The sequence below is a fragment of the Aquipluma nitroreducens genome (assembly GCF_009689585.1).
Taxonomy (GTDB): domain Bacteria; phylum Bacteroidota; class Bacteroidia; order Bacteroidales; family Prolixibacteraceae; genus Aquipluma; species Aquipluma nitroreducens.
Window position 1 is genome coordinate 2,509,315 of the sequence record NZ_AP018694.1, and the last position, 15,626, is coordinate 2,524,940.

Consider the following 15,626-nt stretch of genomic DNA (forward strand, 5'->3'; position numbering starts at 1 on the left):
ACTATTTTATTACTTTAATTTTAATGTTTCTGAACTGAGCTAATCCGCCATGATCCTGTAGCCCAATTGGACCTTTCCGAGCCATTCCATAGTATGGGTAATCCTTCCATTTCCCTTTTCCTTTCAAGAGCAGCCAATCGTTATCCCATAACTGATAGTCAACAACTTTTACTCCATTCAGGTAATGCTGAACATGCGTTCCCTCCACAACAATCCGAGTTTGATTCCATTCGTTTGAGTCTTTAACAACTGCATTCTTCGGAGCATGCATACCGTAATTTGCTCCTGAATGTTGGTCATCGCGTAATCGGTCTGGCCAACCTTTGTCGTCAATAAGCTGATATTCAGGACCAGATTCATATATGGCAGTTCCTATCTTTTCATTTACGTGGTAAAAGATACCGCTGTTACTTTGCGGAGCAATCTTCCATTCGAGCGACAATTCAAAATTCTGAAATTTAGCCTTGGTAATAATATCACCACCATGATCACTTCCAACACCTGAATTGTTTAAGACTCCATCAATGACTTTCCATCCTGAAATCTCTTTTCCCTGAAAAGTTCTCCATCCATTCAGATCTTTTCCGTTAAATAGCAATTGCCAGCCATCATTTTTTTCTTTTTCCGATAATGTGTTGATCTTGTCATTTTGGGCAACAACAGTTAAAAATGCGACTATTCCCAATAATAAAACAAATATCCTTTTCATATACAACTGTTTACATCTTTTGTTACAATCTCTGAAACGAAATATCAGAGTATGGAAAAATCATTTCTCTGATTTTTCCATCATAAAAATGAACTTCTGAAATTATTAACTAAATATGAAATGCACAAGGTACAATGTTTTGATTTTCAAAAATAACATAAGAACCGAGGTTCACGGTCAGAAAACTATTAATTTTAAGGTATGGGAACAAATACTATTCAACAAATGAAACAAGGCAAATGGATCATTGGAATGGTTCATGTTGAGGCTTTACCGGGCACTCCGCTTAATACTCTCTCAATTCAGTCAATTGTCAATAAGTCGATTGAAGAAGCACTTAAATTACAAAACGCAGAGGTTGATGCCATTTTGATCGAAAATATGCACGATGTTCCCTACCTTAAAAGGCAAGTAGGACCCGAAATCGTTGCCTGCATGACTGCGGTCTCGATTGAATTACGCAAAATTATTCAACTCCCGATTGGCATCCAGATTCTGGCAGGAGCAAACAAAGAAGCTCTGGCCGTTGCACAAGCAGCCAGATTAGATTTTATCAGGGCCGAAGGTTTTACCTTTGCGCATATAGCTGACGAAGGTTATATGGAAAGCTGTGCGGGCGAATTGCTCCGATACCGAAAATTGATAGGAGCAGAACACATCCGCATCTTTACCGATGTTCAGAAAAAACATTCTTCCCATTCAATTACTGCCGACATCAGCATGAAGGAACATGTTGAAACTGCAAGCTATTTCAGGAGTGATGGAATTATCATTACCGGAAGTTCAACCGGAAAAGAAGCATTAATTGATGATGTAAAAATCGCATGTCAAAGCACCATTTTACCCGTTATAATTGGTTCGGGAATAACTACCGGTAATATTGAGAATTACTGGGATTTTGCCGATGCTTTCATTGTTGGCTCCGGATTTAAATTTGAAGGGAAATGGGAAAACTCCATTTCGGAGGAAAGGTTAAAGCTGTTTATGGATAAAGTGAAAGAATTGAGAAGAAGCTAGATCGTATCTGAACATCAAAATGTTACAAAAAAAATTGAGACGGCTTCAACAAGCCGCCTCAAAGCCATGAAAACAATTAAACAATGTTCAGAAAACAGAAAACTAGAAACAATTATATCGTTAAAATCTCGACATTTTTATCATCGAGCATTTTTTCCACTCTTTTGCTGAAGTCATTAACCATACCTTGAACTTTATCTTCAGCATCTTTTTCAAGATCTTCAGAAAGGCCATCCTTTAATAATTTTTTTAAATTATCGTTGGCATCTTTCCGGGCACTTCGCAAACTAACTTTAGCAACTTCACCTTCATGATTAACCGTTTTCACCATGTTTTTACGACGTTGTTCGGTTGGTGCAGGTACGTTTATGCGAATAAACTCTCCATTGTTATCAGGATTAAATCCCAGATTTGAATTGATAATTGCTTTCTCAATGGGACGAATCATATTTTTTTCCCAAGGTTGAATTGCAATTGTTCTGGCATCAGGTGTATTGATGTTTGATACTTGCGCAACCGGAACCATACTTCCATAATATTCAACCATAACTGAGTCCAGCATTCGCGGAGAAGCTTTTCCGGCACGAATATGAACCAATTCTTTTTCAAGATGGGCAATAGCGTGTTCCATTTTTTCCCTGCAAATATCCAAAATCATTTCAACCTCTTCCTGCATATGAACTAACTCTTTTCGTTTATTAAAAGTGCTGGGAACAAATATAGAAAAAATTAAATTACTTTAAAATTTATATTCAAACGTTAAATCAAAAAAACTTCAAGCACTATCTATATACGTATGTACCAACACTTTGACCTTCCAATACTTTTTTCAAGTTTCCTTTAATATCCATATTAAAAACAATAATTGGCAGATTATTTTCCTTACACATAGCAGTTGCGGTGAGATCCATCACCTTTAAATCGCGTTGATGCACTTCATCAAAAGTTATTTTTTCAAAACGGGTAGCCGTTAAATCCTTCTCCGGATCGGCTGTATATACACCATCAACCCGAGTGCCCTTCAACATAACATCAGCTTCAATTTCAATTCCACGAAGCGATGAGCCGGTGTCGGTGGTAAAATAGGGATTTCCGGTTCCGGCAGAAAAAATGGCGACCTCGCCTCTTTCCAAAACTTCGATGGCTCTATCTTTTGAATAGAACTCTCCTATTGGTTCCATCCGAATTGCTGTCAGAACCCGCGACTTACATCCTACGCTTTGAAGAGCAGAATTAAGAGCAAGACTGTTAATTACGGTTGCCAGCATTCCCATCTGGTCGCCTTTCACCCGATCGAATCCTTTGGTCGCTCCGCTCAATCCGCGAAAGATATTCCCACCTCCTATGACGATTCCAATCTGAACTCCAAGATCTGCAATTTCCTTAATTTGCTCGGCATAATCAGCAAGCCGTTGCTGATCGATTCCGTATTGTTGTTCGCCCATGAGCGATTCGCCGCTCAGCTTTAGTAAAATCCGTTTAAATTTTAGCATGACATCAATTTTCAACAAAAGTAAATGAAAAGTTTTAATAGTGCTGAAGATTTAAAATCGGAAAATAAAAAAAGTCAATCAAAAAAATGATTGACTTTCATTTTGTGCTCTTGGGGTACAATTACACAATATTAATATATAAGCGCGAATTGATTTTCCATGAAAACTGAATCAAAAATATAGTCTTGAAAATCATTATTGCTATTTTATCAAATGAATTTTCTGAAATGACCAATATTCAATGCGAATGGTTCAATAGAGCAAATGAATGAACAATTTTAGAAATTTATTTCCTGAACAACCTGAACAGAAATAAAAGAGGAACTCCAAAAATCAACCTAATGATTCGGTTTTAGATAATGTAAAAAGGTATCTGGTTTCCCAAATACCTTTTCGATAAAATACGTTCACTAAATAGATTGAATCCGATTACGAAAATTCAACTTTAGTTCTTTTGTTTACAATTTCCAAAGTGTCATTCACCAATGATAATTCTGTAATTTCCTGATCTTCCAACTGAATCTTAAATAATCCTTCAAGATAAAATACGAAAAGAGCCCAGTCAACCTGATCAAAATTTAAATCATCAGTAAAAGAAGCTTCAAGCTTAATACGATCACGGCGTACTCCTGTTTTCCTTAGCACCTTATACAAGGTTCGCTGATTTGTTTTGTTTTCCATAGTCTTCTGCTTTAACTCTAAATCATTTAAACTACAACAACGATTTAGATTGAACCGTGCAAAAGTAAGAAATAAAACATTCGACCAATTGATCACATGAGTCAAAAAAGACAACCTTATCCTTTTTGCAACAAGTGAAAGGCATCATCAAGACGCAAAACATTCATATTTAGCACTTTAAATTTCACAGAGCAATGCTTTGACTTCAAGAACGGAGGTTGCATTAATTTAACGTTCAAACGCTCAGACCATTAAAATAAGGTTTTTGCCCATTCCAGCTTAAGCAAACTAAAAACCTCAAGATCAATATAGGAATGATTGTGCCGCTCTCCATTTCGTTCAATTCCTTCGAGGGAGAACCCCAGCCTGCGCGGTATTGCGGCACTTTTGTCGTTTCCGACACCACAACGAATCACTACCCTGTTCATTTCCATATTTCTGAAAGCAAGGTTTACCATTTTTCGAGCTGCTGAGGTGGCGAGCCCTTTACCTGTCATTTTTTCGATTAACCAATAGCCAATCTCAATTTTATCGTTGATCCGATCAATATCTTTAAATCCGATCAGGCCGGCAAATTCATGCTTATACCAAATTATGTATACTTCATCGCGATTTGATGATACTTTATCAATGATCGACCGCACAAATCGTTCGGTATCACTCCGTTTTTGAGTGAAGTCAACAAATGGAAGCCATTTCCGCAGAAATTTCCTATTCTGATCGATAGCCGTGAATATGGCTTCCACATGCAAAAGGCTTAATCGTTCCAAAAACGAATGATCATCTATGGTGAGTTTTTCCATGACAATATCTCCAGTTCAGATAAAATTACTTAAAGCCAAAATACAATAAAAACGTGAATTTTCATTCAACATTAATTTTCGGGCAGAACAACAAAAAAGAATATTGCAATGTGAGCGATTGCTTATCTTTGCTTCAAGAGTGATTTAAAGAATAATACTAAAACACAGAATTGACAATGAAGAAATTGGCTCTATTCATGATATTTGCAGGTTTATTTATAAACCTGTCGTGCGGGGTTTCGCCAAAAAGTAAAGAAACAATGGTTCAAATCAAAACCGAATTTGGAAATATAAAAATCAAACTTTACGATGAAACACCCCTTCACCGCGATAACTTTATTAAATTAATCAAAGAAGGGGTTTACACTGATCTGCTTTTTCATCGGGTCATTCAGGGCTTTATGATTCAAGGCGGCGATCCGGATTCGAAAAATGCAGAACCGGGTAAGATGTTGGGTACCGGAGATTTAGGTTATACTATTCCGGCAGAAATTAATTCCAAATTCTTTCATCGAAGAGGTGTTCTTGCCGCGGCCCGACAAGGAGACGATACAAATCCGGAAAGAAGATCTTCAGCCTCACAGTTTTATATCCTTCAGGGAAAGGTATTCAGACCAGCAGAATTGGATACGATGGAAGTGAAGTTGGAAGAATCACGAAAAATGAACATGTTGCAATCCAAAATAAAGTCGGTTGAACCTGAATTGAATAAACTCGGTCAGGAAGGAAAACAGGATGAATTGTTAGCTCGCTACAATACTATAAAAGAAGAAGTTTTGGCAGAAGTTGCCCAACTGCCATCACTCAAATTCACTGAAGAGCAACGAAAAGCCTATACTACCATTGGCGGTTATCCACCACTAGACAATCTTTACACCATTTTTGGAGAAGTAATTGAAGGGATGGGCGTTGTGGATGCCATTGCAAAAGAGCCAACCGATCGATATGATCGCCCGCAAAAAGACATCAAATTCACAATAACAATTTTATAAGAATTGTACTTTAAGCCGTGAGCATTTCAAAAAATCAGTATTCCCGAAGATTTGGTTCACTTTATTCGATGAATCATTATCTTTGCCGATCAATTTATTAGCATGAATGAAATGTTAGAAAAAATAAAAGCACTAAAAGCTGAAATTGAGCAAGCCTCGGTTTCGGCCAAAGAAGAAGTTGAAGAATTACGTATTAAATATATCAGCAAAAAAGGATTGGTTGGCCAGCTTTTTAATGAGTTTAAAGATGTTCCTGTTGAAATTAAGAAAGAAGTTGGACAGGCCATCAACGAATTAAAAGAGTTTGCAACCAACAAAATCAATGAACTGAAAGATAATTTTGAGGCTGCCGACCAGGGAGAATCAGGCATTGACCTGACCATGCCCGGAGAGCCACTCAAACTGGGAAGCCGTCACCCGCTTTCGATTGTAAAAAACGAAATGATCGACATCTTCACGCGTCTGGGATTCACTATTGCTGAAGGTCCCGAAATTGAAGATGACTGGCACGTATTTTCGGCCCTGAACTTTCCACCGGAACACCCGGCCCGCGACATGCAGGATACCTTTTTCATCGAAAAAGATCCGGACGTTTTATTACGCACACACACTTCGAGCGTACAAATCCGCGTGATGGAAAAAACCCAGCCGCCAATTCGTGCTATTTTCCCCGGACGTGTATTCCGGAACGAAGCAATCTCGGCACGTTCGCACTGCATTTTCCACCAGATTGAAGGTTTGTACGTTGACGAAAATGTATCGTTTGCCGACCTGAAACAAACACTGTTGTATTTTGCCCGTGAGCTTTTTGGCGAGAAATCGCAAATCCGTTTACGTCCTTCGTATTTCCCATTCACCGAACCATCGGCCGAAATGGATGTGAGCTGCTCGATTTGCGGCGGCGAAGGTTGCAACGTATGTAAATATACCGGCTGGCTCGAAATTCTGGGCTGCGGAATGGTTGATCCCAATGTTTTGGAAGCCTGCAACATCGACAGCAAGAAATACACCGGCTTCGCTTTCGGAATGGGAATCGAACGGATTACCATGCTGAAATACGGAATCAAAGACATCCGCCACTTCTTCGAAAACGATGTTCGTTTTCTGAAGCAGTTCGAATCGGCCAATTAGAAGAAAATACATCTGCAAAATACGAATCCCGACACTGGAAAGAGCCGGGATTTTTGTTATAAACCGAGTTTTGATTCCATCCATTTTCCGACGATCAATTCCTAAAATTTATTTTAAAATTCACATCTTTGCCATTCGGATTATTACGCACCACAAATTTATTCAGGAAAAACCTAAGCTATTTAATATGAAAATCTGGACTAAATCTATTGCTTCAGCAATGCTGTTGTTCTTTGTTTCTGCATCATTTCCCGGGTTCAGCCAAAACGTCAAGCCGGATACTTCATGGGGGTTTTCCGGATTTACCAAACCAGCAGAAAACCCAATTCTTGGAGCCGACTCTACCAAAACATTTTTCTGCCCTGTGAAAAAAGCCGAAGTTAAGTGGCAGCGTGCCGATGTTTTTAATCCGGCAGCCATTGTTCACGATGGAAAAGTAATTCTCCTGACCCGTTGCGAGGACAATCCAAAGGCAATTTTAGGTGGCCGTACTTCGCGCATTGGTTTGGCATCAAGCACCGACGGAATTCATTTCGACTACTACCCGACTCCGGTTTTGTATCCGGATAACGACGATTTTGCCAAATACGACCACATGGGCGGATGCGAAGATCCACGTGTTGTTGAAACAGAAGAGGGTTTGTTTGTAATGTTGTACACCAGTTGGAATTACGATACCCCGCGCCTGTCGGTAGCCACATCAAAAGATTTGATCCACTGGCAAAAGAAAGGCCCGGCCTTTGCCAAAGCATACAACGGCAAATTCCTGAATATGGCTACCAAATCGGGATCGATTGTGACACAGATGAAAAATGAAAAACAGACTGTTGCTAAATTCAAGGATAAATATTATTTGTATTGGGGTGAGAAGGCTGTTAACCTGGCCATGTCCGACAATCTCATCGATTGGTATCCAAACATCGACGAAAAAGGAGACCTTCGGAAAGTAATTGTTCCGCGAACCGGCTATTTTGATAGCGCACTAACCGAATGCGGACCACCTGCTTTACTTACCAATAAAGGTATTTTACTTTTGTACAATGGTAAAAATTCGGATGGCGAAGATGCTGATCCGAAGTTACCTAAAGGAACATATTCGGTGGGACAAGTACTCATTGATGCTGCTAATCCGGAGAAGGTTTTAAGTCGTTCAGAATCGAATATTCTGAAACCAACATTACCTCACGAGCAAACAGGCCAGTATAAAGCGGGTACAGTATTCGGTGAAGGTCTGGTTTTCTATAAAGGAAAATGGTTTTTATACTATGGCACTGCCGACTCGTACATCGGGGTGGCTGCGACCGATCAGAAATTTTAGTCGCCCGAAAAAAAGCGAATCCGGTAAAATCTTCTCAGACGGGGAAATTTTACCGGATTTGCTTTTTCTACTCCCTTACGCAACTAAACCGAACTTTTGACTCCGTGTCATGCCGAACTTCCTGCCCGCTCGCTTGGCAGGCGGAGTTTCGGCATCCCTAACCTGATGAGACCCCGAAATAAATTTGGTGTGACCTTGCACTAACTGTTCCATTTAGGCATGAAATACAAGCACTGGTGTTTTGGTATGCAATAGTAATTTGTGTGCAATGCTCGGATTAAATAAACGGGTAAGTATGTTTCTCCGATGTGTGGTCAGTGCCAAAGCGTCAACACCGTTATCCTGAATAAACTGATCAATAGCTTCAGGTAAATTTTTATGGTGAACCAATTGGCAATCGAAAACTGCATATGGGTACTTTTCACACAATGCTTCGCGCATTCCTTCAAGCATGGCCTCGTCTAATTTACCATCATTTCCTTGATTAACATGCATGCAGATAATTTTGCATCCAAAAGGTTTCACCAATTTGATGAGCCGATCCATCGCAATGAAATCGTGCGACTCAAAGTTGGTTGCATAAACAACCGTTTTGAAATGACTCAACCAGTTGTCCGGAGTCTTTTCAGGAATGGCCAAAACCGGAACCTTGGTATTAAAAATAACTCCGGCAGTTGTTGTACCAATCAGATCAGCTGATTTGGCGTCTTCGCCCCGGATACCCATAACCACCATTCTTGGTGGATGAATCTGAATGTAGGACAAAATATCATCATCGGCTTCGCCTATTTTCACAATGTACTCGGGTTTCGCTTTTTTCCAGCGTGCTGCGTCAATAGTCGCTGTCAGTTTATTTAGGAACTTTTCAAATTTCTGATTGGTTTCTTTTTCTGTCATCTCATAATTCAGGAACAATGCCGAATCGTACACAATAACATCTGAATAAGGTATCGTTAAAAACTCTGGGCGGGGACTTGAATGGTAAAGTACCATTTTCGATTCGAGCTTTTCAGCAATATCGAAACCAACCATAGCCGCTTTTATCGAATAATCTGAAAAATCAACGGGAATCAAAACATAGTTTTCACGCTTTTTAAAATCCGCTATAACTTTTCCCAACATCCTTTCAAGAATGGGGAAAGCCTGTTGTGCATCTATCTCCTGAATTCGAACCCGAACCCCGGTATCCATGGCATCTTCAAGAAAACAATTAATGTCTTCCGACTCCAACAGAGAACGTAATATCTCAGCCTGTGAGTGAGGTAGTGAAGCAAGGGTAATCAGTTTATTGTCCATGGCATATGGATTAGTTAATAGTTTTGCCTATTGATTCGAAATATTTGACTTCAGGGTTACCAATTCAGACATGTTTTTACATATAAATCAAAATAAAAAAGCCTGCCCTTTCGGACAAGCTTCCCAACTAACTAAACCATAAACCCCTAAACCTATTTTCGTATAAACACTTTATATCCCCATTTCTCCAATTTTACATTGGTATTGTTTTCCAATGTTTTTGTTTCTCCTGAAAAGTAATCCTGATACTCACCCGACTTTGCGAGTTGAATGTTTGCCTCAACCGGTTCGGCTGATAAGTTGAAAACCGCCAGAACCTGATTGTTATCCTTTTCACGCGTGAAAGCCAAAACCTTTTCAGGCGCTGAGGTTACCACAAAATTCATGGAACCACCGGCACTGCCATTCCAAAGAGCCTGATTATTGTGCTTCAGGCTAGTCAGCAACTGAAAGAATTTTTGCATCTCCAGATTGCTCCAGTTGATGGTATCTTTTTCGAAAAATAACAGCCGCTTGTGCAAACCAGCTTCCTGACCGCTGTATAGCAAAGGAATTCCTTCCACAGTAAATGTCAAAGTTGCAAAAGTTTTAACGGCCTCGCCCATGCGTTCGTATTCGGTACCATTCCAGCTATTTTCGTCGTGGTTGGTAATAAACTGCATCGGAAACGATCCGTTCGCATATTTGTTAATAGAATCGGTGTAATATTTCTGAATGTCGGCTGCCGTTTTTTTGCCTTGAGCCACGTCGTTCAAAAGGTGATGCAATTTCCAGGCATAGTTCGACTTAAACGACTTCTTGAGAAAATCAGGATGGTCCTCGTCTTCAGCCAGCATATAAACTGGTTTGATCGAATCAAGCGAAGCTTTTGCTGCTTCCCAAAAATCCTGAGGAACACCCCAGGCCACATCGCACCGGAAACCATCTATATTGGTATTCTTTACCCAGAAGTCCATGGCATCAATCATGGCGCGGCGCATCGGTTTCGAATCAAAATTCAGGTCAGCAATATCCGACCAGTCAGGATTTGGCGGAATGACATTGCCCAACGAATCCTGCGTGTACCAGTCTTTGTGATCAACAATCCATTGATTGTCCCAGCCAGTATGGTTCGCCGCCCAATCAATAATAACTTTTAATCCCAATTCGTGCGCTTTATTCACCAGATTTTTAAAGTCCTCAAGTGTACCAAATTCCGGATTAACAGCTTTATAATCTTGAACTGAATAATAAGAACCCAAACTTCCTTTTCGGTTTTTTACCGAAATTGGGTTAATCGGCATGATCCAAAGAATATCAACACCTAATTCTTTCAGGCGTGGCAGGTGGGTTTCAAATGCCTTGAAAGTTCCTTCAGGAGTGTACTGGCGGATATTCACTTCGTACAGTACTGATTTTTTTGTCCATTCAGAAATATCTGCTTTTACCGATTGATTTTTCGGTGCAGGCTGGCAAGAAAACAAGGCCAGTGCTAGTAAAGGCAGAAAGAACAGGTTTTTAATTTTATTCATAGTGTGACGTTTTAGAATGTTGTCGTTATCAAATTTGTTGCGGGTTACGAGATTCGTGTTGCTCCCTTCGATACGCTGTGCTACTCAGGGTGCGGTACTTCGGACTTCCGTCTCCGGACTTCTTGCGTTTTATGCAAACTGAGACTGAACTCTGATCACTTTCTCCTATTTCAATTCAATAATCATAGCCGATTTTGCCGGTACATCCAGGTTTTTCAGGTCTGTATAAGTTTTCCCTGAAATAACCTCTTTCCCTGAAGTATAATTTTCCATCATCTCGGAAAAACGATCTGTTTTAAGCGTTTGAGCGCTTTCGTTGTTATTCAGTACTACCATTACTTTTTCCTTGTCGTTGTACCTGAAATAAACATACATATCATTTTCAGGAACGTAATGAATCAACTTTCCCGAATGAATCACTTCCTTGTTTTTCCTCCAATTGAGCAGTTTAGCTGTAAAATCGTAGTAACTGTTTTGAAACGAAGTGCGTGCCTGAGGGATGAAGGCATTGATGCTGTCGCCAGCCCATCCGCCCGGAAAATCGCGACGAATATCTCCATCACCTTTGTTCTTGTCGCCTGTCATCCCGATTTCAGTACCGTAGTAAATTTGGGGAATTCCCCTGGTTGTCATCAGAAACGACATAGCCATTTTATATTTGGCAAGGTCGCCTTTTAAGGTATTGTTGTACCGTTGTGTATCGTGGTTCTCGGCAAAAATCAACAGGTTATTCGGGTTGGCAAACAAGTAATCTTTCGAAATATCATTATAAAGTCGGCTCATCCCCTGCTCGTTCCAACCATTTCCTTGTTCGTTGAAACAAACTGCCAAGGCATCGTTCATTACAAAGTCCATCGGGGTAGGCAGTTGGGAATTATAATGCAGTGAATTAACGGCGTCTTTTTGCCAAAAAGCAATGTCTTCGGAACTGTGCAGCCAGGTTTCGCCAGTAATGTTGAATTTAGGGTATTCGTTCGTAATGGCTTTTGCCCATTTTGCCATGGCATCGCGGTCGTTGTAGGGATAAGTGTCCATCCGGATTCCGTCCAAACCGGCAAATTCGATCCACCAGATGTTATTTTGAATGTAATAGGTCCAAAAATACGGATTGTTTTGATTCATGTCGGGCATCGTTGTGTCAAACCAACCTTCCTGATCTAACTTCAAATCGCATTGGGCGGCATGAATATCTTTGGTAGTGATCGCTTTATGGTTGCTGCGGGTAAACGTTGGCCACTGATGTATCCAGTCGGCCATGGGCAGGTCTTTCATCCACCAGGCCCCTATTCCCCCGTGATTGGAGACCATATCCATAATGATTTTCAATCCTTTTTGATGGGCTGCATCTACCAGCCGGGCATAGTCGTCGTTGCTGCCATAGCGTGGGTCGATTTGATAAAAATCGCTGATGGCATATCCGTGGTAGGTGTATTTATCGAAATTGTTTTCCAGCAGCGGAGTACTCCAGATAGCCGTAGCCCCTAGTTGTTTAATGTAATCGAGGTGATCGGTGATGCCTTTAATGTCGCCTCCATGCCGTCCATAATCGATGGTACGGTTTGCCTTTTCCGGTTGGGAATCGACATTGTCGTTTGCTGGATCACCATTGGCAAAGCGGTCGGGCATCAACAGGTAAACCACATCAGACGAAGAAAACCCCTGCCGGATCGCCGATCCTGGTTTGCGGTTTTTCAGTTCGTAGGTATATGTACCTTCTGTTTTGCCGTTTTGCAGCAGGTCGATCGTAAACTTTCCGGCTTTGGCCGATTTTGAATCAATAACCAAGTCGATAAAAAGATAGTTGGGATTTTCAACCTTGTTCACTTTATTCACTTTTACTCCCGGATATTTGATCGAAACCTGGTATTGAGAAACATTATTTCCGTGAATAAGCAATTGTAAATTAGGATTTTTCATACCAACCCACCAAAACATAGGTTCAACACGATCAACATTCAACGCAAAAGTTGAAATGCTGAATGCAATACTGATAATGAATAGATATAGCTTTCTCATGTGGTAACTATTTGTTTATTTATTGTTGAACCCACTTCGGGGTTCCCATTGCTGTCCGTCTTTTCCCTCCGGTTTCACCGGAGGTTATTCAGATTCAAGTCCTTCGGACTTAGGAATCAAAACCCTGCAAGGGTTAAATTTGAATAACCGTGGGTGAAACCCACGGCAAATGAATGCCTCAACATAACAACCCTGAAAGGGTTGAATATCAATTCTTGATTGTCAACTCCTTTTTTGCAGGCAAATGGTACTGTTTTCCATGAACAACCAGTTCGATATCTGTTTTGGAATGGTTGACCAGGCGGAAATCTGATTGATTAATAATAAACTCCAGATGCGATTCCCTGAAATTCAGGCGGAAAGAATATGAATTCCAGCCATCAGGAATGAACGGATTGAAGTTTAGCTTTCCATTCTTCACTCGCATTCCGCCAAAGCCCTTAACAAACGCCATCCAGGTTCCGCCCATACTGGTGATGTGAAGTCCATCGCAAGTGTCATTATTGTAATCGTCCAAATCGAGGCGTGCAGTACGCAAATACATTTCGTACGCCTTTTCCTGACGGCCAATAGACGCAGCCAGAATGGAATGGATGCAGCACGAAAGCGATGATTCGTGCACTGTCAGCGGTTCATAGAAATCGAAATGGCGTTCGATGCTCTCGCGATCAAAGTCGTCTTCGAACCAATAAATACTTTGCAAAGTATCGGCCTGTTTGATGTACGGCGAACGCAAGATGCGATCCCAAGACCACTTTTGATTGATTGGACGGTCTTCGGGTTTCAGCTGACTGACCGGAATCAGTTCCTTGTCGAGAAAGCCATCTTGTTGCAAATAAATTTTTCGGTTGAAATCGTAAGGAAAATACATATCCTTAATAATTTTCTTCCACCGCGAAGTTTCGTTCAACTCTTTCAGCTTATGCTTTTTCACCATATCCTCGAACAAGATCGGATGTTCTTTCTTCAGGAATTCAATAGCTTCGAGCGTATATTTTAAGGTCCACACTGCCATGTAGCTGGTGTGGAAGTTGTTGTTCACATTGTTCTCGTATTCGTTGGGACCGGTGACGCCCAACATGACAAATTTTTTCTTTTCATCCGACCAATTTACGCGCTGGCTCCAGAAACGCGACAGAGCAAGCAGCATCTCAAAACCATAGGGCGCCAGGTATTCTTTGTCGCCGGTATAATTGATGTAATTGTATATGGCGTAGGCAATTGCCCCGTTGCGGTGAATTTCCTCGAAAGTAATTTCCCATTCGTTGTGACATTCTTCACCGTTGATGGTTACCATCGGAAACAGGGCTGCACCGTCGGTAAAACCAAGCTTTTCGGCATTTTCGATGGCTTTTTGTAGATGCTTGTAACGATACAACAACAGGTTTTTCGAGACCATCTGCGGCGCTGTTCCAAGAGTAAAAGGCAAGCAATAGGCTTCGGTGTCCCAATAAGTTACGCCGCCATATTTTTCGCCGGTAAAACCTTTGGGTCCAATGTTCAGGCGTTCGTCGTCACCCAAATAGGTTTGGTTCAGTTGGAAAATATTAAATCGGATTCCCTGTTGCGCGGCCACATCGCCTTCAATACGAATGTCGCTTGTTTCCCAACGTTTGGCCCAGGCCTTTTCCTGATCGGCAAAAAGCTTGTCAAATCCCTTGTCGGAAGCTCTTCTAAGCGTTTTTTCAGTGGCTTCCTGAAGTTTATTTTTGGAGTGGTTGAGTGTTGAAACAATGGCAGCATACTTTTCGATGCAAACCTCATCGCCCTGTTTTACCTGAAGCTTCATTTCAGCACCAACATACTTTTCTTTTTCAATTCCTTTCGCTTCAATATCAATGATTTGTTTATTCAGTTTTGTTTTGAAACTCATTCCGGTACAAACCTGAAAAGCAGTCTTTTTGGTTTCCACACAAACGAATCCGGAGCAACATCCAATTTTCTGCGCAATGCTGATCCAGAAATTTTCATCGTAGTTCGAATCTTCGTTCACCACATCACCATCGATGTAAGGCTGAAAAGAAATTTCTCCTGAAAAATTAAGCGCTTTTACCGAATATCGGATAGCACCAATTTCCTGATCGGCAATACTTAAAAATCGACGGGAATGCACCTCAATCTGTTTCCCTGACGATAATTCTGCAACAAAATGACGAGTCAGTAAACCCGATTTCATATCGAGATCGCGATAAAACAAGTTGATTTTTGCCGTGTTTAAATCCAGTTCTTCTCCATCAACCGCGACATTAATTCCAATCCAGTTGGTGGCATTCAGTATTTTGGCAAAGTATTCGGGATAGCCATTTTTCCACCAACCTACACGGGTTTTGTCGGGATAATAAACACCGGCAACATAGCTTCCGCGAAGGGTGTCACCGGTATATTTCTCTTCAAAGTTTGCCCGCTGCCCGGTTCTACCGTTGCCAATGCTGAGCAAACTTTCGGTAATGCGGTTATCCTCCTTGTGAAATCCCTTTTCGATGATCTTCCACTCGTTATGTATGATGTAATCTTTCATACGATTTTATATTAATTAAGCCTGAGGTGAATCAGGTAAAATTTCGAATTGTTTCCTTTTTTTATCTTTTCTGCTCCGTTGGCTGAAGCCAACGGCAAAGGATATTGCTTTGAATGAGAATCTTACTTCTCTATTTTCACA

Annotated in this window: 13 protein-coding genes; 4 read left to right on the forward strand and 9 right to left on the reverse strand. The window is 40.8% G+C overall.

The features are described 5' to 3' along the window. Position 1 precedes the first annotated feature (1 nt). Positions 2-709, reverse strand: coding sequence for a 3-keto-disaccharide hydrolase (locus tag AQPE_RS10545; RefSeq protein WP_318351018.1), 708 nt, complete (start codon positions 707-709; stop codon positions 2-4). Between the two features lie 201 nt (positions 710-910). Between AQPE_RS10545 and AQPE_RS10550 the strand changes: the two genes are divergently transcribed. Then, complete coding sequence (locus tag AQPE_RS10550) at positions 911-1,726, forward strand: BtpA/SgcQ family protein (RefSeq protein WP_318351019.1); 816 nt, start codon at positions 911-913, stop codon at positions 1,724-1,726. A 112-nt stretch (positions 1,727-1,838) separates the two neighbouring features. Here AQPE_RS10550 and frr read toward each other — a convergent pair whose 3' ends face one another. The 4 genes from frr to AQPE_RS10570 form a co-directional block, all read right to left on the reverse strand. Next, positions 1,839-2,402 (reverse strand): ribosome recycling factor, encoded by a 564-nt coding sequence (gene frr / locus AQPE_RS10555; protein ID WP_318351020.1) that lies wholly within the window; start codon positions 2,400-2,402, stop codon positions 1,839-1,841. Between the two features lie 106 nt (positions 2,403-2,508). Next, positions 2,509-3,219, reverse strand: coding sequence for a UMP kinase (gene pyrH / locus AQPE_RS10560; protein ID WP_318351021.1), 711 nt, complete (start codon positions 3,217-3,219; stop codon positions 2,509-2,511). A gap of 429 nt (positions 3,220-3,648) precedes the next feature. Then, positions 3,649-3,900: an acyl carrier protein gene (locus AQPE_RS10565; protein ID WP_318351022.1), complete on the reverse strand. Its 252-nt coding sequence runs from the start codon at positions 3,898-3,900 to the stop codon at positions 3,649-3,651. Between the two features lie 251 nt (positions 3,901-4,151). Then, positions 4,152-4,703: a GNAT family N-acetyltransferase gene (locus tag AQPE_RS10570; protein ID WP_318351023.1), complete on the reverse strand. Its 552-nt coding sequence runs from the start codon at positions 4,701-4,703 to the stop codon at positions 4,152-4,154. Between the two features lie 176 nt (positions 4,704-4,879). Between AQPE_RS10570 and AQPE_RS10575 the strand changes: the two genes are divergently transcribed. The 3 genes from AQPE_RS10575 to AQPE_RS10585 all read left to right on the forward strand — a co-directional run bounded on the left by AQPE_RS10575 (position 4,880) and on the right by AQPE_RS10585 (position 8,144). Next, a complete protein-coding gene (locus AQPE_RS10575) occupies positions 4,880-5,695 on the forward strand; it encodes a peptidylprolyl isomerase (protein WP_318351024.1) in 816 nt (271 codons plus the stop codon). 102 nt (positions 5,696-5,797) lie between these two features. After that, a complete protein-coding gene (gene pheS / locus AQPE_RS10580; RefSeq protein WP_318351025.1) occupies positions 5,798-6,826 on the forward strand; it encodes a phenylalanine--tRNA ligase subunit alpha in 1,029 nt (342 codons plus the stop codon). 187 nt (positions 6,827-7,013) lie between these two features. Next, positions 7,014-8,144: a glycoside hydrolase family 130 protein gene (locus AQPE_RS10585; RefSeq protein WP_318351026.1), complete on the forward strand. Its 1,131-nt coding sequence runs from the start codon at positions 7,014-7,016 to the stop codon at positions 8,142-8,144. 213 nt (positions 8,145-8,357) lie between these two features. On the opposite strand, the gene AQPE_RS10590 is transcribed toward AQPE_RS10585, so the two are convergent. The 4 genes from AQPE_RS10590 to AQPE_RS10605 all read right to left on the reverse strand — a co-directional run bounded on the left by AQPE_RS10590 (position 8,358) and on the right by AQPE_RS10605 (position 15,485). Then, the gene (locus AQPE_RS10590; RefSeq protein WP_318351027.1) at positions 8,358-9,440 is read right to left on the reverse strand and encodes a universal stress protein; all 1,083 of its coding nucleotides are present in this window, start codon (positions 9,438-9,440) and stop codon (positions 8,358-8,360) included. A 152-nt stretch (positions 9,441-9,592) separates the two neighbouring features. Next, positions 9,593-10,951 carry an alpha-amylase family glycosyl hydrolase gene (locus AQPE_RS10595; protein WP_318351028.1) on the reverse strand — a complete coding sequence of 453 codons (1,359 nt, stop codon included), beginning with the start codon at positions 10,949-10,951 and terminating at the stop codon, positions 9,593-9,595. Between the two features lie 165 nt (positions 10,952-11,116). Next, positions 11,117-12,967, reverse strand: coding sequence for a glycoside hydrolase family 13 protein (locus tag AQPE_RS10600; RefSeq protein WP_318351029.1), 1,851 nt, complete (start codon positions 12,965-12,967; stop codon positions 11,117-11,119). Positions 12,968-13,175: 208 nt separating this feature from the next. Continuing rightward, positions 13,176-15,485 carry a family 65 glycosyl hydrolase domain-containing protein gene (locus AQPE_RS10605; RefSeq protein WP_318351030.1) on the reverse strand — a complete coding sequence of 770 codons (2,310 nt, stop codon included), beginning with the start codon at positions 15,483-15,485 and terminating at the stop codon, positions 13,176-13,178. Positions 15,486-15,626: the final 141 nt, after the last annotated feature.

What these genes read in the sequence shown, in the direction of transcription:
- AQPE_RS10550 (WP_318351019.1), top strand. Translation starts at nt 911, where the DNA reads ATGGGAACAAATACTATTCAACAAATGAAACAAGGCAAATGGATCATT.
- AQPE_RS10590 (WP_318351027.1), bottom strand. Translation starts at nt 9,440, where the DNA reads ATGGACAATAAACTGATTACCCTTGCTTCACTACCTCACTCACAGGCT.
- AQPE_RS10575 (WP_318351024.1), top strand. Translation starts at nt 4,880, where the DNA reads ATGAAGAAATTGGCTCTATTCATGATATTTGCAGGTTTATTTATAAAC.
- AQPE_RS10595 (WP_318351028.1), bottom strand. Translation starts at nt 10,951, where the DNA reads ATGAATAAAATTAAAAACCTGTTCTTTCTGCCTTTACTAGCACTGGCC.
- frr (WP_318351020.1), bottom strand. Translation starts at nt 2,402, where the DNA reads ATGCAGGAAGAGGTTGAAATGATTTTGGATATTTGCAGGGAAAAAATG.
- AQPE_RS10600 (WP_318351029.1), bottom strand. Translation starts at nt 12,967, where the DNA reads ATGAGAAAGCTATATCTATTCATTATCAGTATTGCATTCAGCATTTCA.
- AQPE_RS10545 (WP_318351018.1), bottom strand. Translation starts at nt 709, where the DNA reads ATGAAAAGGATATTTGTTTTATTATTGGGAATAGTCGCATTTTTAACT.
- AQPE_RS10585 (WP_318351026.1), top strand. Translation starts at nt 7,014, where the DNA reads ATGAAAATCTGGACTAAATCTATTGCTTCAGCAATGCTGTTGTTCTTT.
- AQPE_RS10605 (WP_318351030.1), bottom strand. Translation starts at nt 15,485, where the DNA reads ATGAAAGATTACATCATACATAACGAGTGGAAGATCATCGAAAAGGGA.
- AQPE_RS10570 (WP_318351023.1), bottom strand. Translation starts at nt 4,703, where the DNA reads ATGGAAAAACTCACCATAGATGATCATTCGTTTTTGGAACGATTAAGC.
- pheS (WP_318351025.1), top strand. Translation starts at nt 5,798, where the DNA reads ATGAATGAAATGTTAGAAAAAATAAAAGCACTAAAAGCTGAAATTGAG.
- pyrH (WP_318351021.1), bottom strand. Translation starts at nt 3,219, where the DNA reads ATGCTAAAATTTAAACGGATTTTACTAAAGCTGAGCGGCGAATCGCTC.
- AQPE_RS10565 (WP_318351022.1), bottom strand. Translation starts at nt 3,900, where the DNA reads ATGGAAAACAAAACAAATCAGCGAACCTTGTATAAGGTGCTAAGGAAA.